This window comes from Streptomyces sp. B6B3 (assembly GCF_039871525.1).
Lineage (GTDB): Bacteria > Actinomycetota > Actinomycetes > Streptomycetales > Streptomycetaceae > Streptomyces.
Map to the genome: position 1 here is coordinate 250,626 of NZ_JBDPLU010000004.1, position 18,724 is coordinate 269,349.

18 protein-coding genes are annotated in these 18,724 nt (G+C 72.9%); 7 read left to right on the top strand and 11 right to left on the bottom strand.

The features are described 5' to 3' along the window. Window positions 1-166 precede the first annotated feature (166 nt). The 3 genes from ABGB06_RS11345 to ABGB06_RS11355 are packed head-to-tail and all read right to left on the bottom strand — an operon-like array spanning window position 167 to window position 1,773. Window positions 167-706 (bottom strand): DUF1707 domain-containing protein, encoded by a 540-nt coding sequence (locus ABGB06_RS11345; RefSeq protein WP_347587979.1) that lies wholly within the window; start codon window positions 704-706, stop codon window positions 167-169. A 36-nt stretch (window positions 707-742) separates the two neighbouring features. After that, window positions 743-952 (bottom strand): DUF397 domain-containing protein, encoded by a 210-nt coding sequence (locus tag ABGB06_RS11350; protein WP_347587981.1) that lies wholly within the window; start codon window positions 950-952, stop codon window positions 743-745. Further along, window positions 949-1,773 (bottom strand): helix-turn-helix transcriptional regulator, encoded by an 825-nt coding sequence (locus ABGB06_RS11355; RefSeq protein ID WP_347587982.1) that lies wholly within the window; start codon window positions 1,771-1,773, stop codon window positions 949-951. Before ABGB06_RS11355 ends, ABGB06_RS11350 begins: the two co-directional genes overlap by 4 nt. 121 nt (window positions 1,774-1,894) lie before the next feature. Between ABGB06_RS11355 and ABGB06_RS11360 the strand changes: the two genes are divergently transcribed. The 4 genes from ABGB06_RS11360 (at window position 1,895) to ABGB06_RS11375 (ending at window position 5,496) form a co-directional block, all read left to right on the top strand. After that, window positions 1,895-2,104 carry a hypothetical protein gene (locus tag ABGB06_RS11360; RefSeq protein WP_347587984.1) on the top strand — a complete coding sequence of 70 codons (210 nt, stop codon included), beginning with the start codon at window positions 1,895-1,897 and terminating at the stop codon, window positions 2,102-2,104. Between the two features lie 139 nt (window positions 2,105-2,243). Then, the gene (locus ABGB06_RS11365) at window positions 2,244-2,483 is read left to right on the top strand and encodes a hypothetical protein (RefSeq protein WP_347587985.1); all 240 of its coding nucleotides are present in this window, start codon (window positions 2,244-2,246) and stop codon (window positions 2,481-2,483) included. A gap of 34 nt (window positions 2,484-2,517) precedes the next feature. Continuing rightward, a complete protein-coding gene (locus ABGB06_RS11370) occupies window positions 2,518-2,907 on the top strand; it encodes a hypothetical protein (RefSeq protein ID WP_347587987.1) in 390 nt (129 codons plus the stop codon). Window positions 2,908-2,913: 6 nt separating this feature from the next. Continuing rightward, window positions 2,914-5,496 carry an Hsp70 family protein gene (locus ABGB06_RS11375; RefSeq protein ID WP_347587989.1) on the top strand — a complete coding sequence of 861 codons (2,583 nt, stop codon included), beginning with the start codon at window positions 2,914-2,916 and terminating at the stop codon, window positions 5,494-5,496. A 25-nt stretch (window positions 5,497-5,521) separates the two neighbouring features. Here ABGB06_RS11375 and ABGB06_RS11380 read toward each other — a convergent pair whose 3' ends face one another. After that, the gene (locus tag ABGB06_RS11380; protein WP_347587990.1) at window positions 5,522-5,968 is read right to left on the bottom strand and encodes a hypothetical protein; all 447 of its coding nucleotides are present in this window, start codon (window positions 5,966-5,968) and stop codon (window positions 5,522-5,524) included. A 131-nt stretch (window positions 5,969-6,099) separates the two neighbouring features. On the opposite strand from ABGB06_RS11380, the gene ABGB06_RS11385 reads away from it, so the two are divergent. Further along, on the top strand, window positions 6,100-6,642 hold the full coding sequence (locus ABGB06_RS11385; protein WP_347587992.1) for an MOSC domain-containing protein: 543 nt from the start codon (window positions 6,100-6,102) through the stop codon (window positions 6,640-6,642). Window positions 6,643-6,674: 32 nt separating this feature from the next. After that, complete coding sequence (locus tag ABGB06_RS11390; protein WP_347587994.1) at window positions 6,675-7,577, top strand: CehA/McbA family metallohydrolase; 903 nt, start codon at window positions 6,675-6,677, stop codon at window positions 7,575-7,577. Window positions 7,578-7,581: 4 nt separating this feature from the next. On the opposite strand, the gene ABGB06_RS11395 is transcribed toward ABGB06_RS11390, so the two are convergent. The 7 genes from ABGB06_RS11395 to ABGB06_RS11425 form a co-directional block, all read right to left on the bottom strand. Continuing rightward, on the bottom strand, window positions 7,582-8,283 hold the full coding sequence (locus ABGB06_RS11395; protein WP_347587995.1) for an ATP-binding protein: 702 nt from the start codon (window positions 8,281-8,283) through the stop codon (window positions 7,582-7,584). 44 nt (window positions 8,284-8,327) lie between these two features. Continuing rightward, window positions 8,328-9,440: an RNA polymerase sigma factor gene (locus ABGB06_RS11400; RefSeq protein ID WP_347587997.1), complete on the bottom strand. Its 1,113-nt coding sequence runs from the start codon at window positions 9,438-9,440 to the stop codon at window positions 8,328-8,330. 74 nt (window positions 9,441-9,514) lie between these two features. Continuing rightward, entirely contained in the window at window positions 9,515-11,461 is a 1,947-nt protein-coding gene (gene dnaG, locus ABGB06_RS11405) for a DNA primase (RefSeq protein WP_347587999.1), read from the bottom strand. A 104-nt stretch (window positions 11,462-11,565) separates the two neighbouring features. Continuing rightward, window positions 11,566-12,408: a nitroreductase gene (locus tag ABGB06_RS11410; protein WP_347588000.1), complete on the bottom strand. Its 843-nt coding sequence runs from the start codon at window positions 12,406-12,408 to the stop codon at window positions 11,566-11,568. A gap of 100 nt (window positions 12,409-12,508) precedes the next feature. Next, window positions 12,509-13,783: an FAD-dependent oxidoreductase gene (locus tag ABGB06_RS11415; RefSeq protein ID WP_347588002.1), complete on the bottom strand. Its 1,275-nt coding sequence runs from the start codon at window positions 13,781-13,783 to the stop codon at window positions 12,509-12,511. Window positions 13,784-13,852: 69 nt separating this feature from the next. After that, window positions 13,853-15,340, bottom strand: a complete 1,488-nt coding sequence (locus ABGB06_RS11420; RefSeq protein ID WP_347588004.1) for a deoxyguanosinetriphosphate triphosphohydrolase — start codon at window positions 15,338-15,340, stop codon at window positions 13,853-13,855. Between the two features lie 35 nt (window positions 15,341-15,375). Continuing rightward, window positions 15,376-16,140 carry a CbiX/SirB N-terminal domain-containing protein gene (locus ABGB06_RS11425; protein WP_347588006.1) on the bottom strand — a complete coding sequence of 255 codons (765 nt, stop codon included), beginning with the start codon at window positions 16,138-16,140 and terminating at the stop codon, window positions 15,376-15,378. Window positions 16,141-16,301: 161 nt separating this feature from the next. Here ABGB06_RS11425 and ABGB06_RS11430 point away from each other — a divergent pair, with 161 nt between their 5' ends. Beyond that, window positions 16,302-18,662 carry a molybdopterin oxidoreductase family protein gene (locus tag ABGB06_RS11430; protein ID WP_347588008.1) on the top strand — a complete coding sequence of 787 codons (2,361 nt, stop codon included), beginning with the start codon at window positions 16,302-16,304 and terminating at the stop codon, window positions 18,660-18,662. The last annotated feature ends 62 nt before the right edge of the window (window positions 18,663-18,724 follow it).

Consider the following 18,724-nt stretch of genomic DNA (forward strand, 5'->3'; position numbering starts at 1 on the left):
GAATCAGTCCGAAAAGCGATCAACTTCGAAGAAGCGTACTAACGCGGGGCGTGGCTTCAGGGTTGGACGTCGCGGCAAGGGCCGGCGCGGACATGCAACGGTCGTATTAATGTGACCGCTGATGACACGATCAATTGTGCGCCTTAGGCGGTCATAATCGCCCGCGTTACGCCCGCTTCTCGATGACCTTCGCGTGTAGAAGCTGTCCGACGAGCTCGATGCGGAGACGGGCAGCGTCGGCGGAGTTCCTGGGACGGAGCTTCAGCTTGGAGTAGGTGAGGTTGAGCCCGTCGGTGTCGATCACGATGTCCGGCGAGGTGACGAGAAACAGCTTGCCGTGGACCATGTCCGTCTCGATCCGCACGACGTCGGCGGTGATCAGCGCGTCGGTGAAGTCGAGGGTGACGCGGCACAGCTGCGGGCGCAGCTCGATCCGCCGGGGCACCGACCAGCGCCCTTCCCGTACGTACCTGCCGCCGTGCTGCTGGACGACGAGCACGTCCTTGCCCTGGGCTGCCGGCGCGACGGGCAGGTCGGCGGTCAGCTCGGCCAACTCGCCGAGCGTCCGCGCCGAAAGCGCGCTCTCCAGCCGGCTGTCGAGCTCCTCGGCGCTGAGCCGGCCGTCTCCGCCGGCGATCCGCAGCGCCTCCACGACGCGGTCGCGGTCCTCGTGGGACGCTCGCAGATCCGGCCGGTCGTTCGACACGGCAGCCACGCTAGCAGCAGCGCGGATTGGGAGGCATCACCGAGGGGCGGGAGACGAACCGTTGAGCGTCTTCAGCAGGCTCTGCCAGGCACTCGCCGACACGAGCAGGGTGACGTCGGGATTCTTCGAGTCGCGCACGGGCACGACGCCCGGGAAGCCGTCCGCGACCTCCAGGCATTCGCCGTTGTCGGAGCCGCTGTAGCTCGACTTGCGCCACACGGCGGTGCCCGGCTCAATAATGATCACGACGCGTACTCCTCCCGACACCTTCCGATGAACTCCAACGACTCCTCCGGGCACAGGGCGTGGACCCGAGCAAAGTCGAACAACTGCGTGAGTTCGGCCGCTCGTTTGGGTGACTCGATCAACTGGCCGAAGGTGAAACTCTCCACGTAGGCGAGATGCTCCCCGTGGGGCATGGTCAGCAGTGTCATGCTACCTCCCATCATGGGGTGTGCGCCCGCATCGAACGGATGCACCTGGATCACGACGTTCGGGGATCGGGCCATCTCCACCAGCGCTTCCAGTTGCTCAACCATGCACTCCTTGCCGCCGACCGGCCTCCTGAGTGCGGCCTCGTCCATGATCGACCAAAAGAGAGGGGGGTCATCCTTCTCGAAGACGAACTTGCGAGCCATGCGGGCGTTGGTGAACGCTTCGAGTTCCTCATCGGAGATCCCCGGCTTGGACGCCCGAAACAACGCGCGCATGTACCGCTCGGTCTGGAGCAGTCCGGTGACCAGGCTGCTGTTGAAGACCTGGACCCGCGTCGCTGTTCCCTCCTTCTTCATCATGACGCGAACGTAGTCCTGGATCGATGCACTGCGAATCGCCTCAAGAATCCGCTGAAGCAGATCACCGGTCTCGAACAGCTCGTCGAGAGTCTTCGCCAGTGCATCGGACGGGAGCTGTTCCCCGCGCTCGATGCGGCTGAAGTACGTGTGGTTGTACGTCGTCTTCGCGGCCACGTCGCGCAAACTCCAGCTGCGCCTCTCCCGTTGACTCCTGATCTCCTCCGCCAGCACCTTCCGCAGGTTTTCGCGCCCGTCGTTCTCGTACTCGGCCAATCGAACAACCACCCGTCGACATGCACCAGTTGTCCCCGCAATTTCCCTGGTCAGCGTACTCCGAGATGCCGACGCTTGTAGTCAGTCAGTTACAGCAACGGCCAGCGGAAGGCGCACGCTCATGGCAGACCTCATCCGACCGGACGCGATGGTCCTGCGGGACTCGCTCCGCGACCTTTTCGCGCTGCTGGGCATCACCGCCACCGTGCAGTGCGGGACGGTCGGGACGCGGCGGACCGTTGTCGTCAGTCCGCTCGCGCTCGGCGACGCGCGGCTGCTCGTTCGGGCCCTGGACCGCAGCGACGACACCCGGACGCGGGGGTCGCGGTGACCACGCCCGCTCCCCCGCAGGAACGTCCGCCCACCGGCGGCACCGCCGAGGAGCTCCGTAAAAAGGTGAAGCAGGCCAACGAGCTCACCAGGAAGAACGCTCAGATGAAGGGCAACTGACGACCGTGCCCCGTAAACAGATGCCCGAGATACCCAAGGCGACCGCCATCGTCCGGTACCGGAGCGGTCAGCCCATGGCCTCCCTCGCGCGTAAGTACGGCGTGTCGGCCGGTTGGCTCACGCAGCGCTTCCGGGAATGGGGAGAGCCGATCCGCGGCCACGCGGAGGCGCAACGCGCGCGCCGCGGCATGACCCTCGCCGCCTGGCGGGCGCTCAACGAGCGCCGCGAATCAGACGCTAACTCCCCTGCACGCGACTAAAATTGTCGCCTGCGTGCACCAACGGGGAGGCAGCGTGGCAGTGGCGGGAACTCCGGTCGAGCTGGTGCTCGAAACGGGCGACGGCGACGGCGATCGCGAGTACGCCGAGGAACAGCTCCAGTACCTGCTCGACGAGCTGAGTCAGCTGGAGCTCGCGTCCATCGACCGGGCCCCGTCCCCCCTCCCGCCGCCGCCCGGCACGCGCAACGCCGGCGCCTGGGAGCTGGGCGCGTTGGTGATCGGCCTGGGCGGGAGCGGAGCGTTGCTCCCGGTGCTCGTCGGGTGCGTGCAGGACTGGCTGAACCGGCGCCGCTCCGGCACCATCCGCATGAAGATCGGCGACGACGAGATCGAGCTGACCGCGGTCTCCGACGAGATGCGGCAGCGCGCCCTGGAGGAGTTCCTCCGACGTCACGGGGAGTGAGCCGCCGTGGCGAAGCGGGCCCTCATCATCGCGAACAGCCGGTACGACGACGCTCACTTCGCCACTCTCCCCGCCGCGACCGCCGACGCGGCCGAGCTGGCGAAGGTGCTCGGCGACCCGGACATCGGCGGCTTCGCCGTCGACGCGCTCGTCGACGTCGAGCAGCGCACCGCCTCGCGCGCCCTGGAGTCCTTCTTCTCTCACGCGAAACCCGACGACCTGCTCCTCCTCCACCTCTCCCTGCACGGCTGGAAGGACCTGCGCGCCCGGCTCCACTTCGTCATGCGCGACACCGAGCGCGACTTCCCCGGCGCCACGGCCGTCTCCGCGGACGTGGTCGGCAACTGGATGAGCGAGAGCCGCTCCCGGAGCATCGTCGTCCTCCTCGACTGCTGCTACAGCGGGGCCTTCGCGATGAACGCCCGGCGCCGGGACGGCGGGACGCCCACCGTCGACGTCGCCGAGCCGTTCGCGGGCAACGGCCGGGTCGTGCTCACGGCGTCCACGGCGCTGCAGTACGCCCACGAGCGCGAGCGGGAACAGGAGGTCCGCTACAGCCGCGCGCCCGCCGAGCCGTCCGTCTTCACCTCCGCGGTGGTGCACGGGCTGCGGGACGGGTCGGCGGATCTGGACGGCGACGGGCTCGTGTCGGTCGACGAGCTCTACGTCTACGTGCACGAGCGGGTGCGGGAGCGGGTCGCCGGCCAGACGCCGACGCTCAGCGTGGACAGCGGCCAGGGCACGATCTACGTGGCCCGCAGCCCGCGGCACGGCGATGTCGACCGGCTGGTCGAGATGCGGGCCGCCGTGCTCGACACGCAGGCGTGGAAGCGCATCGGCTCCCTGCATCTCGTCGAGCAGTTGCTCGGCAGCGTGCGCGAGGCGACCCGGGACGCGGCGCGGGCGGCGTTGCTCGGACTGATCGCCGACGAGGACCGTGAGGTCGCCCGGCACGCGCGGGAGTTGTGGCAACGGCGCGGGCTCGGCGACATCCCCACGGCCCGGGCGTCCCGCCCGTCGCGTCCGGCGGGACGCCGCCCGGACGCCGCCGGCCGCCCGATCGTCGGCATCGACTTCGGCACGACGAACTCGGCGATCGGGGTCTACGAGGGCGAGGACGTGCGGCTGATCCCCAACGCCGAGGGCGCGCTCAGCACGCCGAGCCTGGTGGCCATCACCGCCGACGGGACGGTCCTGGTGGGTACCACCGCCAAGCGGCAGGCGATCGCCAACCCCGACTACACGGCGCGGGCGGTCAAGCTGAGGCTGGGGACGGACTGGAGCATCACGCGCGGCGCCGTGCGGCTGACGGCCGAGGACGTCGCCCGGCTGATCCTGGCCCGGCTGCGGGAGGACGCCGAGGCGTACCTGGGCGGGCCGCTCCGCGGCGCGGTGCTGACGGTTCCCGCGAACTTCGGCCTCGACCAGCGGGCGGCGCTGGTCCGGGCCGGCGAGGCGGCGGGGCTCAGCATCGCGCGGATGGTCAACGAGCCCACGGCGGCGGCGGTGACGTACGGGCTGGGCCGGGACGACGAGAGCACGGTGCTGATCTTCGACCTCGGCGGCGGCACGCTCGACGTCTCGCTCCTGGAGATCTCCGACGGCGTCGTGGAGGTCAAGGCGACCGCCGGCGACAACCATCTCGGCGGCGACGACTGGGACCGCCGGATCGTCGCGCACATGATCGAGCGGGTGCGGCATCGGCACGGCGTGGACCTCGCCGGCGACGTGGCGGCGCTGCAGCGGCTGCAGGAGGCGGCCGAGGCGGCGAAGATCGATCTGTCGGCGACGCGCCTCACCTCCCTCCGCCTGCCCTACCTCGCCTCAGGCCCGAACGGCCCGCTGCACCTCGACGAGTACCTGACCCGCGAGCAGTTCGAGGAGTCCACCCGCTCCCTGCTGAAACGCTGTCGGCGGCCCGTCGAGCAGGCCGTCAGCGACGCCGGGCTCACGCTCTCCGCCATCGACCGGGTGATCCTGACGGGCGGCGCGACCCGGATGCCGGCGGTGGGCGAGCTGGTGCGCCAGCTCACGGGCGGCCGGGAGCCCTATCGCGGCCTGATCCCGGAGGGGGTCGTCACCGGTGCGGCGCTGCAGGCCGGCGTGCTGTCCGGCACCATGAAGGACGTCTTCCTGCTCGACGTCTGCTCCGCCTCGATCGGCGTCGAGGTGCGGGAGGGAATCAACGCGAAGCTGATCGAGCGGAACACGTCGATCCCCTCGAAACGCACCGAGATCTTCACCACGCACTCGGACCACCAATCGAGGCTGGTGCTGCACTTCGTGGAGGGCGAGAGAGAGCTCGCCGTCCACAACAGGAGCGTCGCGGTCCTCGAACTGACGCTGCCGCCCGCCCCCGAGGGCGTGCCCCGGATCGAGGTGACCGCCGAGTTCGACGCCAACGGCATCCTGTACGTCGCGGCCAGGGACCTCGGCACCGGCAACGAGGTGGGCACCACCGTCAGTCACGCCACCGCGGAGAAGGCCGACGCTCTCGTCAGGTCGCCTCGCTGGGCCGACCTGCGCGCTCTCGTCCCCGCGCCGCCTGAACCACCGCCCGAACCCGCACCGTCGCAGACGAAGGGATGATCCCGGCAGGTCAGGCCAGGGCAGGTCAGGTCTGCGAGGGATCGGCGAGGTCCACCGTGAGCTCGACGCCCGACGTCGAGCGGAAGCGGACGAGGCGGCCCGACTGGACGCGGATGTCGGTGAACGGGTTGGCCCCCGTGAGGAGGAGGAGCCACCGCAGCCGGCCGTCGTCACCGAGACGGGCGCAGAAGCCGTCGGCGCCCTGCGCGGCCTCGCCGCAGCACACCGTGCCGCCGCCGCCCGGCAGATGCACCTGGTGCTGGGTGTCCACGGCCGTCACCAGCCCCGGGTCGGCGCTCAACTCCGCCGCCAGATCGAACGGTTCGAGAAACGCGACGCCGCGCGCGGTCCCGGGATCGAGCTTGGCCCCCACCGACACCCCGGACGCCAGATGCAACGCGTCCCTTATCGGCACCAACCCGCCCGCCCACAGCGCCTCGATCGCGCTCGTCCCCACCCTACCGGTCGTCATGCACACCTACCCTACGCGCCGGCGCCTCCCACTCGTGCAGGCGTGCGACACAAACCATCTGTCCGAGAACGGCCACGGCTGCGAAAATTGCGCTCGTAGGTGATCGTTTACCGGCGAGGGTAGGTCGAGGCATGAGCGGCACAGTGGCAGCGGTCAGCAGGAACGACGTGTACTCGTTCACCAAGCCCACCCGGGACAGCATCACGCTGCTCGCCGGGCTCGGCGTCGAGGGCGACGTGCACGCGGGCGTGACCGTCAAGCACCGCTCGCGCGTCGCGCAGGACCCCACCCAGCCGAACCTGCGCCAGGTGCACCTCATCCAGGAGGAGCTCTTCGCGGAGCTCGCGGAGGCGGGCTACACGGTGACGCCGGGCCAGCTCGGCGAGAACGTCACCACCCGCGGCCTCAACCTGCTCGCACTGCCGGTGGGCACCCTGCTGCACCTCGGCGACGAGGCGGTCGTCGAGGTCACCGGGCTGCGCAACCCCTGCCTGCAGATCGACAACTTCCAGCACGGCCTGCTGAAGCAGGTCGTCGGCCGCGACGCGGCCGGCGAGGTCGTGCGCAAGTCCGGCATCATGAGCATCGTCCGCACCGGCGGTGCCCTCCGCCCCGGCGACCCGATCCGCGTGGAGCTCCCCGCCGAGCCCCACCGCCCGCTGGAGCGGGTCTGATCGCGGGCAGCCCACACGGAACGGACACCCTCGTGACCGACCTGCCGTTCGACCGGCCAGGACGCTTCTGGCGGGGCAGTCTGCACACGCATTCCGACCGGTCCGACGGCGCGTTGCCGCCCGAGGAGCTCGCGCGGCGCTATCGAGAGGCCGGCTACGACTTCCTGGCCGTCACGGATCACTTCCGAGCCAGGTACGGGTTCCCGCTGACGGACACCCGCTCGCTGCGCCGCCCGGGCTTCACCACGCTGCTGGGCGCGGAACTGCACGCTCCGCGCACCGAGTTCTCCTCCGAGTGGCACATCCTCGCGGTCGGGCTGCCGCTGGGCTTCCCGCCACCCGAGCCCGGCGAGAGCGGCCCGCGGTTGGCCCGCCGGGCCGGGGCCGCCGGTGCGTTCATCGGCATGGCCCACCCCGCGGCCTCGCTGCTCACCCTCGCCGACGCCGAAAGCCTGGACGCGGCGCACGCGGTGGAGGTCCACAACGCGCTCTCGGCCCGCGAGGACCGGGGCGACAGCTGGCACCTGGCCGACGTCCTGTTGAACCGGGGCCACCGGCTGAGCGCCTACGCTGCCGACGACGCGCACTTCCAGCCCCAGGACCCGCCAGGCTGCACCGCCTGGGTCCAGGTGCGCGCAGCCTCCCTCGACCCCGCGGCGCTCCTCGCGTCCCTCAAGGCCGGCCACTACTACTCCAGCACCGGCCCGGAACTGCACGACGTGCGGCTCCACGACGGCGTGATCACGGTGCGCTGTTCGCCGGTGCGGAAGGTGCTGATCACCGGCGGCTCACCCGGCGCGCAGGTGATCGAGGGAGAGACGCTGACGGAGTGCTCGCTGCCCGTCGCGATGTTCGAGTCACGATTTTGCCGGGTCACCGTCGAGGACGCCGCCGGACACCGTGCCTGGAGCAACCCGATCCACCTGGCGTCATAGCACGTTACGGCTCGGGGATCTTGACCGCCACTGGCGCACCGTCCCCAAGGTGCAGGATGCCGCTGCCGGGCTGGACCTGCTCGACCGCCGCGCTGCGAGGCGATTTGGCGCCGATCAGGTCGCCCTGCCGGTGGTTTCGCGGTGACAGGAGAACGCCGCGCCGCCCCTTCTTCGCCTCGGGCTGCCATCCGGTGAGCCCCGAGCAGATTTCCTCCGCGTCGCCCGCCAGCACGATGGCTGTGCCCCGGTCCGCCCCCTGAGTGATGACGGTCTTGAGCTCGTCGCTCGCGTCACACCGCCTCAGCTCCTCAGCGTCGTCCATGAGCATCACGACGGGCTGGCCGGGCGAGGCACTGACGAGGGCCTCCCTGACCTGGTCGGCCTTCAGCTTGTTGCCCTTCAGTACCTCCACCACGCCCTCGCGCCCCTCCAGTTCGGCCAACGGCGACGTCCTGGGAGTGGAAAGCACCAGGCGGACGCCCTTGTTCAGGTACGCCTCGGCAAGGTTGAGCAGCAGCGTGCTGCGTCCGGACTTCGGTGGGCCGGCAATCACGAAGGCTCGGGTTCCGGCGGCGAGGTCGGGCCCAAGTCCGGTCAGTTCGTCGCCGCCGACGCCGACCAGGGCCCAGAGCCGGGCGTCCGAGGTCTCCGGATCGCGCATCTCCCACGCGTCGGCGAGGGTGAGGCGGCGGGGCAGCACGTCCACCCGGAACGGCCGCCGGGAAGCTCAGGCGTTCGGTTCCGGACGGTCTAGTCCAGGTAGCCGCGGAGTTGTTCGGCGTAGGCGTGGTCGCGGAGTTTGCCGAGGGTCTTGTGTTCTATCTGGCGGATGCGTTCGCGGGTCACGCCGAAGAGGCGGCCGATCTCCTCCAGGGTGCGGGGGCGACCGTCCATCAGGCCGTAGCGGAGCTCGACCACGCGGCGTTCGCGGTCCGCGAGGGTGGAGAGCACGGCCTCCAGCTGCTCGCGGAGCAGCAGGAACGCGGCGGACTCGGCCGGGGAGAGCAGGTCGGCGTCCTCGATGAGGTCGCCGAGGTTGACGTCGTCCTCCTCGCCGACCGGCGCCTGGAGGGAGACCGGGTCCTGGGCGAGGCGGAGGATCTCGCTGACCCGGGCCGGGGTGATGCCGAGCAGCATCGCGACCTCCTCCGAGCTGGGCTCGGAGCCGCGCTCCTGGAGCACCCGGCGCTGCACCCGCACCACCCGGTTGATCAGCTCGACCACGTGCACCGGCACCCGGATGGTGCGGGCCTGGTCGGCTATCGCCCGGGACATCGCCTGCCGGATCCACCACGTGGCGTAGGTGGAGAACTTGAAGCCGCGGGTGTAGTCGAACTTCTCCACGGCGCGGATCAGCCCGAGGTTCCCCTCCTGCACCAGGTCGAGCATGGTCAGGCCGCGGCCGATGTAGCGCTTGGCGACGGAGACCACGAGGCGCAGGTTGGCCTCGATCAGCTGACGCTTCGCCAGCCGCCCGCGCACCACCAGGCGGTCCAGGTCCAGGGCGAGTTGGTCGTCCAGGCCGGTCGCGGTGAGGAGCCGCTCCTCGGCGAAGAGGCCGGCCTCGATCCGGCGGGCCAGCTCCACCTCGTCGGAGGCGTTCAGCAGCGGGATGCGGCCGATCTCGCGCAGGTACTGGCGGAAGAGGTCGCTGCCGCCGAACGTGGCGGAGGCGCCGGTGTCGCGCCGTGGCGGCGCCTCCGGTGGCTGTTCTGGTTCGGTTTCCGCGCGCTCCAGGGTGGCCAGCGTCGGTGCCTGGCCTGCGGCCGGGGCCGCGTTGCTGAGCGTCCGGGTGTGCACGGGGCGACCTCCAGGTGATCGCGGCCGGTGAATCGGCGCCTCACCCAGTGTGGGGTACGACACAGGTCCGCCACGAGGGTCATGCGTCCACTTTCCGCGCCGCGCTCACGCTCCGGGCGCTCAGGCGCACGCCCCGCTCACGAATACAACGCCTCCGCGCCCCGTTCGCGAAGCGAGATGCGATAGCGCTGGAGGGTCCACACCTCCTGGCGCACGCCGGCGGCACTCTCGTCGCCCCGGGCCTCCAGACGCCGCGCGGCGCCCTCCAGTTCGGCGAGCCGGCGGTCCACGGCGGCGAGCCGCACCTGCACCAGCTGCACCCCCGCGTAGAACGCGTCGGGAACGCGCCGGCGCAACGGCTCCACGGCGAGCTCGGTGATCAGCCCGCGCACCGTGTCGTCCGGCGCGGCCTCGCGAACCCGGCCGAGGTACGCCACGCCGTCCCCGCCGCTGCCGTCCCCGCCGGGGCCGACGCCGCCGGCGTCCGCGATGGCCCGGCGGACGACGGCGTACGGCGGCGCGGTGAACTCGTCCTCGCCGTACGCGTCGAAGACCGGGGCGACGAGATGCGGGAACTGCAACGCGAGCTTGATCAGCTCCCGCTCGGCGAGCAGCGCGGGACTGCGCAGGTTCAGCGGGGGGCCCGAGGGGCCGGCGGAGGCGGCAGGGGCGGCGGCGGGCGCCACGGCCCGGGGTCCGGGACCCGGGCCGGCGGGCCGGCCGGCACCGCCGCGGTCCTGGGCCCGGCTCCTGCGGGCCAGCTGGTAGACCCGGCGGACGATGAACTCCTCGTCCAGCACGCCGAGCAGCCCGGCGAGCCGCACCGCGTAGTCCCGGCGGATCGCCGGGTCCTTGATGCCCGCGACGATCGGCGCCGCGTGCTCCAGGGCGGCCGAACGGCCCTCCGCGGTGTCCAGGTCATGCTGCCGCAGGACCGACCTGACGGCGAAGTCGAAGAGCGGGGTGCGGGAGTCGACGAGCTTCTCCACCGCCGCGTCCCCCTCGGCGAGCCGGAGCTCGCAGGGGTCCATGCCGCCGGGCGAGACGGCGATGAAGGTCCGGGCGGCGAACTTCTGGTCGTCCTCGAACGCTCGCAGCGCCGCCTTCTGCCCCGCGGCGTCGCCGTCGAAGGTGAACACCACCTCGCCGGCGCTGTGCGAACTGCTGCTGTCCATCAGCACCCGCCGGAGGATCTTCACGTGCTCCCCGCCGAACGCGGTGCCGCAGGTGGCGATGGCGGTGGTGACGCCCGCGAGGTGACAGGCCATCACGTCCGTGTACCCCTCGACCACGACCGCCCGGTTGTGCTTGGCGATGTCCCGCTTGGCCAGGTCGATGCCGTACAGCACCTGGGACTTGCGGTAGATCGGGGTCTCCGGCGTGTTCAGGTACTTGGGCCCGTTGTCGTCGTCGCGCAGCCGGCGGGCGCCGAAGCCGACCACCTCGCCGGTGATGTCGCGGATGGGCCACACCAGACGGCCGCGGAACCGGTCGATCGGGCCGCGCCGCCCGTCCTGCGCGATGCCGGAGGCGAGCAACTCCCGGTCGGTGAAGCCGCGCCCGCGCAGGAACCGCACCGCGTGGTCCCAGCCGGCCGGCGCGTACCCGACGCCGAACCGCTCGGCGGCGGCCTGGTCGAAGCCGCGCTCGTCCAGGAACCGGCGCCCGACCTCCGCCTCCGCGGAACCGAGCTGCTCCGCGTAGTACGCCGCGGCCACCTTGTGCGCCTCGACCAGCCGGGTGCGCTCGCTCTGCTGCCGCCCCGGCGCGTACCCGCCCTGCTCGTACCGCAGGGTGATCCCGGCCTGCCCGGCGAGCCGCTCCACGGTCTCGGCGAACGACAGGTGCTCGACCTTCATCACGAAGGCGATGGTGTCGCCGCCCTCCTGGCAGCCGAAGCAGTGGTAGAGGCCCTTGCTCGGGCTGACGTGGAAGGACGGGGACTTCTCGTCGTGGAACGGGCACAGGCCCTTGAGGTTCCCTCCGCCCGCGTTGCGCAGCTGGAGGTACTCCGCGACGACGGCGTCGATCGGCACGGCGTCCCGCACCGCCCGCACGTCCTCGTCGTTGATCCTGCCCGCCACGACAGAAGTCTACGGCCGGGTACCGACACCTCGGGCGGGGTCGAGGCGGTCCGGGACACCCGGTCCACGACTCACGGTGCGCCGGCGACATGTCGACCAGTCGATCAGTCGATCTCCAGCACCAAAGGGACCGGCCGGCGGGCGGTGGCCGGGGACGGTGGCGCGTAGCCGAGGCGCAGCACCATCTGCGGGCGTTCGGGCGCGTGCGGCTCGGACCATTCGGGGGTGTGCGAGGTCAGGGCGGCGCTGAGGCCGTGCCCGGTGGCGACCAGCAGCAGCCGTTCCAGCGCCTGGCCGGCGCGCAGCCAGTCCAGTGGGCGGTCCTCCGAGGTGCCGAGCAGCGCGAGCTGCGCGGGCTGCCCGGTGCCGCTGGTGGTGAAGTTGGCGAGATCACGGCCCTCGGCGTCCTGGGACAGCTCCAGGATGATCCACGCCTCGCCGGGGGGCGGGAAGCGCAGGTGGGCGCCCTCCCGCTCGGCGGCGTCGACCAGCAGCTCCCGCACCTCGGCGGGCACCGGCTCGTCGCGGAACGGCTGGCGGCTGGTGCGCCGCTGGCGGATCGCCGGGAAGAGGTCGGCGAGATCGGTGAGCATCGCCAGCTCCTCCGCCGCGCCGGCGCGCGCCGGGGGCGGCGGGGGCTCCAGCCGCACCGTGGCGAGCAGGCGCGGATCGTAGGGGTCGGGCAGCAGCCGGGTGACCGGCAGCCAGGCGGCGTGCGCGGCGGCCACGCGCAGGTTGAACAGGGCGGCGGCGCAGCCCAGGTGCAGCGCCCGCCCGTGCGGATCGGCCTGCGGCAGGCAGCGGTCCAGGGCGGCCCTGACCTGGAACGTGGCGCTGTCGCTGAGGAAGCGGAAGCGCCACGGCTGCGCGTTGTGCAGGGAAGGCGCCGCCGTGGCAGCCCTGACCAGAGAGGTCACGACCTGCGTGTCCAGGGTCTGAACGGCCACCTGGTACCGGACCTTCACTCGCCGCTTCTGTTACGTATGTCTCCTTTCACCCTAATCCCGGCACCCTCATCCCGCCCGTCGCACCGCACCCCTCGACCGCTCAGGGCGCCAGGTTCTCCAGCGGCACGTCGGGGTCGGCGAGCCCTTCGAGATCCACGGGCACGCCGCTGCGGATCCGCTCCTGGATGGAGTCCGTGACGTCCCAGACGTTCATGTTCAGGCCGGCCAGAATGCGGCGCTCGCGCAGCCAGAAGGCGATGAACGAGCGCTTGGTCACGTCCCCCCGGTACACCACCTGGTCGTACGTGCCGGGCGGGGCCCAGCCCGAGTACTCCAGGCCGACGTCGTACTGGTCGGAGAAGAAGTACGGCACCCGGTCGTAGGTGACGTCGTGGCCGAGCATGGCGCGGGCGGCGGCCGGGCCCGAGTTCAGCGCGTTCGCCCAGTGCTCCACCCGGCGCCTGGGCGGCGCGCCGCCCTCGCCGGCGCCGGGCAGCGCCACGGCCGCCGCGTCGCCGGCCGCGAAGATCCGCGGGTCGCTGGTGCGCAGGCCGGCGTCCACGGCGATGCCGCCGGCGCCGTCGTCCACCAGCTCCAGGCCCGCGGACTTGGCCAGGGCGGTGCGCGGGCTGGCGCCGATCGCGGCGAGCACGGCGCGGGCCGGCAGCTCCTGCCCGTCGGCGGTGTGCGCGGCGGCGACCATGCCGTCCCGGCCGGTGAGCTCGGTGATCCTGGTGCCGAAGTGGAACGTCACGCCGTGCTCGCGGTGCAGGTTCGCGAAGACCTCGCCCAGCTCGGGCCCGAGCACCTGGTACAGCGGGGTGGGCTCCGGCTCGACGACGATCACCTCGGTGCCCAGCGTGCGCGCCGCGGCGGCGACCTCCAGGCCGATCCAGCCGGCGCCCGAGATGACCAGCGGCCGGTCCGGCTGACTGCGGTCGGTGAGCACGCCCCGCAGATGGTCGGCGTGCGCCAGCCGGCGCAGGTGGTGCACGCCGGCCAGCTGGGTGCCGGGAACGCCCAGCCGGCGCGGTTCGGCGCCGGTGGCCAGCAGCAGCGCGTCGTACTGCACGCGGGTGCCGTCGCCGAGCCTGACCTCCCGGCTGTCCCGGTCGATGGCGACGGCGGGCTGGCCGAGATGCAGCTCGATCCGCTGGTGCGCGTACCAGGAGGCGTCGTGCACGTAGACGCTGTCCCGCTCGGCCCGGCCGATGAGGTAGTCCTTGGAGAGCGGGGGACGTTCGTAGGGCTGCTCGTGCTCGTCCCCGATGAGAATGACCCGCCCGGTGAAGCCCTCCTCACGGAGGGTTTCGGCCGCCTTGGCCCCGGCCAGTCCACCGCCGATGATGACGAACGTTCGATATGTCCCGTTCACACGCAGCCTCCCGATCGCTTGGCTCCCCAAGGAGCCTGCCCCACCTGGGGCGTTACCGGAAGAGGGGCGTCAGCCACGCGCGCCCGCGCGTGGGCCTCCGCGCCGGGTGGTGAGCCGGGCGTGCAACCAGCCGGCGGACGCGTCGGTGAGCGACGCGATCTGGTCGACGATCACCCGCAGCCGGGCCGCGTCGTCGGTCGCGGCGGCGAACAGCGCCCGGTACTGGGGGTCCAGCCCCTCCGGCGCGCGGCGCCCGAGCTCCGCGCCGAGCTCGGCGAGCACGGCGCGCTGGCGGGCGCGCAGCCGTTCGAACTCGGGGCGCTGCATGACGTAGGCGTCGGCGACCGCCTTCAGCACGGCGCACTCCAGCCGGGTCTCGGGCGGCACCACCACGTCGGCGGCGTAGCGGCGCAGCCGGCCCGGGCCGTGGGCGGCACGGGTGGCCCGCTCGGCGGCCACGCAGAACCGGCCGATCAGCTGGCTGGTGGCGTCCTTCAGCCGGGCCTGGGCGGCCGCGCTGCCGTCGTAGCGGTGCGGCCACCACTCCTGTTCGAGCAGGCGGTCCAGGGCCGCGGCCAGCTCGGCGAGGTCCGCGCCCGCGGGGGCGTAGCGGCGAGCGGCGACGGAGAACACCTCGCGGCGCTCCGGCTCGGCGTGCAGCCACCGCGGGTCGACGTGTCCCGCGTGCACGCCGTCCTCCAGGTCGTGCACCGAGTACGCGATGTCGTCCGCCCAGTCCATCACCTGGGCCTCGAAGCAGCGGCGTCCCGGCGGGGCGGCGGGGGATCCGTCGCGCAGCCAGGTGAAGACGGGCAGATCGTCCTCGTAGACGCCGAACTTCGCCGAGTCGGGCCCGGCCGGATGCCCGCCGCGCGGCCACGGGTACTTGGTGGCGGCGTCGAGGGTGGCGCGGGTGAGGTTGAGGCCGACGGAACGGCCGCTGGCGCTCCACCGCTTGGGCTCCAGGCGGGTGAGCAGGCGGAGGCTCTGGGCGTTGGCCTCGAAGCCGCCGCAGTCCGCGGCGATCTCGTCGAGGGCGCGCTCACCGTTGTGGCCGAACGGGGGGTGGCCGAGGTCGTGGGCCAGGCAGGCGGCCTCCACGATGTCGGGGTCGCAGCCGAAGGCGGCGCCGAGGTCGCGGCCGATCTGGGCGCATTCCAGGGAGTGGGTGAGCCGGGTGCGCGGCGCCGCGCCCCACGCGTCCCACTCACCGAACGGCGCCTCACCGAACGGCGCCTCGCCGGCCGGGTCCTCGTCCGCCGAGCCGGCGCCGGCCGCCTGGTCGTCGCCGTCGAGGGTGACGACCTGGGTCTTGCCGGCGAGGCGCCGCAGCGCGGCCGAATGCTGCACCCGGGCCCGGTCGCGTTGGAACGCGGTGCGCCCCGAGCGTTTGTCCGGCTCCGGGTCGAAGCGCTCGGCGTCGGCCTCGTCGTACCCGTCAGGCCCGTCGTGCCCGTCGTACCCGTCGTACCCGTCATACCGGTCGCCGCTGGGAGTCCCGGCGGTGTCGGGGGTGTCGGCGGGAGTGGCGGCTGCGTCGGCGTCATCGGCGTACATACGCCCGACGGTAGCCCCGAACGGTGGTGGGCTCGCTACCGGACGGCCTCCAGCGGGCGACGGACGTGCGAGGGGCGCGGGGTCGGAATGCCGCGCGCCTGGTCGTACCGGTGCAGCAGCAGCCGGGCGAGGATCGGGTGGGCGCCGAGCGGCGCGGACACCACGCCGGGCGCGGCCTCGGCGCACCGGGTGGCGAACAGGCCGGGTGCCACGAAGCAGGAGGCCACGGCGATGTGGGCGGCCGGATGCCTGTCGGCGCGCAGCGCGGCGACCGCCTCGGGCACGGTGGGCTGGGCGGCGGAGGCGTAGCCGGGCAGCACCGGGACCCCGCCGAGCCGGGTGGACAGCAGATCGGCGGTGTGCCGGGTGCCCGCGGCCGACTCGGGGTCGAGCGAGCCGGCGGCGGCCAGCACCACCGGGGAGCCGCGGCGGTAGCCGGCCTCCAGCAGCCGCTGGTGCAGCACCTCGGCCAGCAGCGGATGCGGGCCCAGGCAGGCGGCGGTGACGGCGTCGAGCCGGCCGGCGGCCCGGGCGGCGGCCAGCACCGCGGGCAGGTCGTGCTTGACGTGGTAGCCCCGGCTGAACAGCAGCGGCACCAGGACCGCCGTGCCGCTCAGCCCCGCCAGGGTGTCGCGGAGCAGCGGACGGTCGGTCTCCAGATAGCCGAGTTCGACGCGCAGCCCGGGGCGCAGGGCGCCGACCAGCCGCACCAGGGCGCGGACGGCGTGCTGGGCGCGGGGATCGGGGGAGCCGTGCGCCACGGCGACCAGGGTCGGGGCGGAGGCGGTGCCGGCGGTCATGCCGCCAGCCTGCGGGCGACGCGTTGCCGGGGTGTTGCCGGCACGTCACCAATCACCGTGTCCTTCCTCACCGTCCCGCGGGCCGCCGGCTGAGCGCGGCGCACCGGCGGCGTAACGGTCCGCGCAGCCCGGCCGTAACACGCGCGACGCATCCTGAGCGCATGGTGGCGATCGTGCGGGGCAGGGGCGGCAGCGACGGCGGAGACGCCGGCAGCGGCGGGGACGGCGGTATCGGGGGCGCGGGCGGTGTCGGCCTGGCCGGAGCGCGCGGCGAGGCGGCCCCGGGGAGCGCGTCCGGGACCGACACGCACTGCCCGTACTGCGCGCTCCAGTGCGGCATGACGCTGCGCCCTGACGCCGGCACGCCCGGCGGCCTGGAGGTGCTGCCCCGCACCGCGTTCCCGGTCAACAAGGGCGCGCTGTGCGGCAAGGGCCAGACCGCCCCCGAACTGCTCGCCGCCGGCGCCCGGCTCACCGAGCCGCTGGTGCGCCGCCACCGGTCCGGCGAGCTGGAGCCGGCGAGCTGGGACGAGGCGCTGGACCGCCTGGCCGCCGGTCTGGCCGCCGTCAGCGGGCGGCACGGCCCCGACGCCGTCGGCGTCTTCGGCGGCGGCGGGCTGACCAACGAGAAGGCGTACGCGCTCGGCAAGTTCGCCCGCCTGGTGCTCGGCACCTCGCAGATCGACTACAACGGGCGGTTCTGCATGTCCTCGGCCGCCGCGGCCGGGAACCGCGCGTTCGGCGTGGACCGCGGGCTGCCGTTCCCGCTCGCGGACATCCCCAGGACCGGCTGCGTCATCCTGGTCGGCTCCAACCTCGCCGAGACCATGCCGCCGGCGTTGCGCTACTTCACCGAGCTGAAGGAGAACGGCGGCCGGCTCGTCGTCGTCGACCCCCGCCGCACCCGCACCGCCGAGCTCGCCGACCTGCACCTGGCGCCGCGTCCCGGCACCGACCTGGCGCTGGCGCTCGGCCTGCTGCACGTGGTGGTCGCCGAGGGCCGCACCGACGAGGCGTTCGTCGCGGCCCGCACCAGCGGCTGGCCGGAGGCCAGGGCCGCGGCCATGGCGCACTGGCCGGAACAGGTGGAGCGGATCACCGGCGTGCCCGTCCCGCAGCTGCGGGAGGCCGTGCGGATGTTCTGCGAACCGGCCGCCGCCATGGTGCTCACCGCGCGCGGGCCGGAACAGCAGTCCAAGGGCACCGACACCGTCGGCGCCTGGATCAACCTGTGCCTGGCCACCGGCCGGGCCGGCCGCCCGCTGTCCGGCTACGGCTGCCTGACCGGGCAGGGCAACGGCCAGGGCGGGCGGGAGCACGGGCAGAAGGCCGACCAGCTTCCCGGCTACCGGATGCTGGCCGACGCCGCCGCCCGCGAGCACGTCGCCGGCGTGTGGGGCGTGGACCCGGAGACCCTGCCGGGCCCGGGGCGCAGCGCGTACGAACTGCTCGACGCGCTGGGCCGGGACCGGCCCGACGGGGTGCGGGCGCTGCTGCTGATGGCGTCCAACCCGGTGGTCTCCGCGCCGCGCGCCGCGCATGTGACGGAGCGGATCCGGGCGCTGGACTTCCTGGCCGTCTGCGACGTGGTGCTGTCCGAGACCGCCCGGCTCGCCGACGTGGTGCTGCCGGTGACGCAGTGGGCGGAGGAGACCGGCACCATGACCAACCTGGAGGGGCGGGTGCTGCTGCGCCGGCAGGCCGCGGAACCGCCGGTCGGGTGCCGCAGCGACCTGCGGGTGCTGCACGATCTGGCGGGCCGGCTGGGCTGGGAGAAGGGCTTCCCGACGGATCCGGAGGAGGTCTTCGACGAGTTGCGGCGTGCCTCGGCGGGCGGCAAGGCCGACTACTCGGGCATCACCTACCGGCGGATCGCCGAGGAGGACGGGGTGTTCTGGCCCTGCCCCGAGGGGCCGGTGAGCCCGCCCGACGCCCTCGGCGGCCCCGATGCTCTCGACGCCTCCGACGACGAGCCGTCCAACGACCATTCGGCCGCGCCCCACCCCGGCACGCCCCGTCTCTTCCTGGACCGCTTCGCGACGCCGGACGGGCGGGCCCGGTTCGCGCCGGTCAGCCACCGCCCCGCGGCCGAGGAGCCGACGGCCGAGTATCCGCTTCTGCTGACCACCGGGCGGGTGCTGGCGCAGTACCAGTCGGGCGCGCAGACCCGGCGGGTGGCGCGACTGAACGAGGCCGAGCCCGGCCCCTTCGTGCAGCTGCACCCCCGGCTGGCGGAGCGCATCGGCGCGGCCGAGGGCGACCGGCTGGCGGTCACCTCCCGGCGCGGACGCGCCGTCGCGCCGGCGCGTATCAGCCGGGACATCCGCCCCGACACGGTGTTCATGCCGTTCCACTGGCCGGGTGAGGGCCGCGCCAACACGTTGACGAACCCGGCGCTCGACCCGACCTCCCGGATGCCCGAGTTCAAGGTCTGCGCGGTCCGCGTCGAACTGGCGACCGACCCGGCGACGGATGGCGACGGCTCGCCGGGCAGGGCTACCGTGGCACGAGAGCACAGCTGACGCCCCCACCCGGTCCGAACGCCTGGGCGGCGGGTGAATCAGGTTGCGAGGGCTGGGGTACA

What these genes read in the sequence shown, in the direction of transcription:
- ABGB06_RS11430 (WP_347588008.1), top strand. Translation starts at nt 16,302, where the DNA reads ATGGTGGCGATCGTGCGGGGCAGGGGCGGCAGCGACGGCGGAGACGCC.
- ABGB06_RS11425 (WP_347588006.1), bottom strand. Translation starts at nt 16,140, where the DNA reads ATGACCGCCGGCACCGCCTCCGCCCCGACCCTGGTCGCCGTGGCGCAC.
- ABGB06_RS11365 (WP_347587985.1), top strand. Translation starts at nt 2,244, where the DNA reads ATGCCCGAGATACCCAAGGCGACCGCCATCGTCCGGTACCGGAGCGGT.
- ABGB06_RS11385 (WP_347587992.1), top strand. Translation starts at nt 6,100, where the DNA reads ATGAGCGGCACAGTGGCAGCGGTCAGCAGGAACGACGTGTACTCGTTC.
- ABGB06_RS11380 (WP_347587990.1), bottom strand. Translation starts at nt 5,968, where the DNA reads ATGACGACCGGTAGGGTGGGGACGAGCGCGATCGAGGCGCTGTGGGCG.
- ABGB06_RS11360 (WP_347587984.1), top strand. Translation starts at nt 1,895, where the DNA reads ATGGCAGACCTCATCCGACCGGACGCGATGGTCCTGCGGGACTCGCTC.
- ABGB06_RS11420 (WP_347588004.1), bottom strand. Translation starts at nt 15,340, where the DNA reads ATGTACGCCGATGACGCCGACGCAGCCGCCACTCCCGCCGACACCCCC.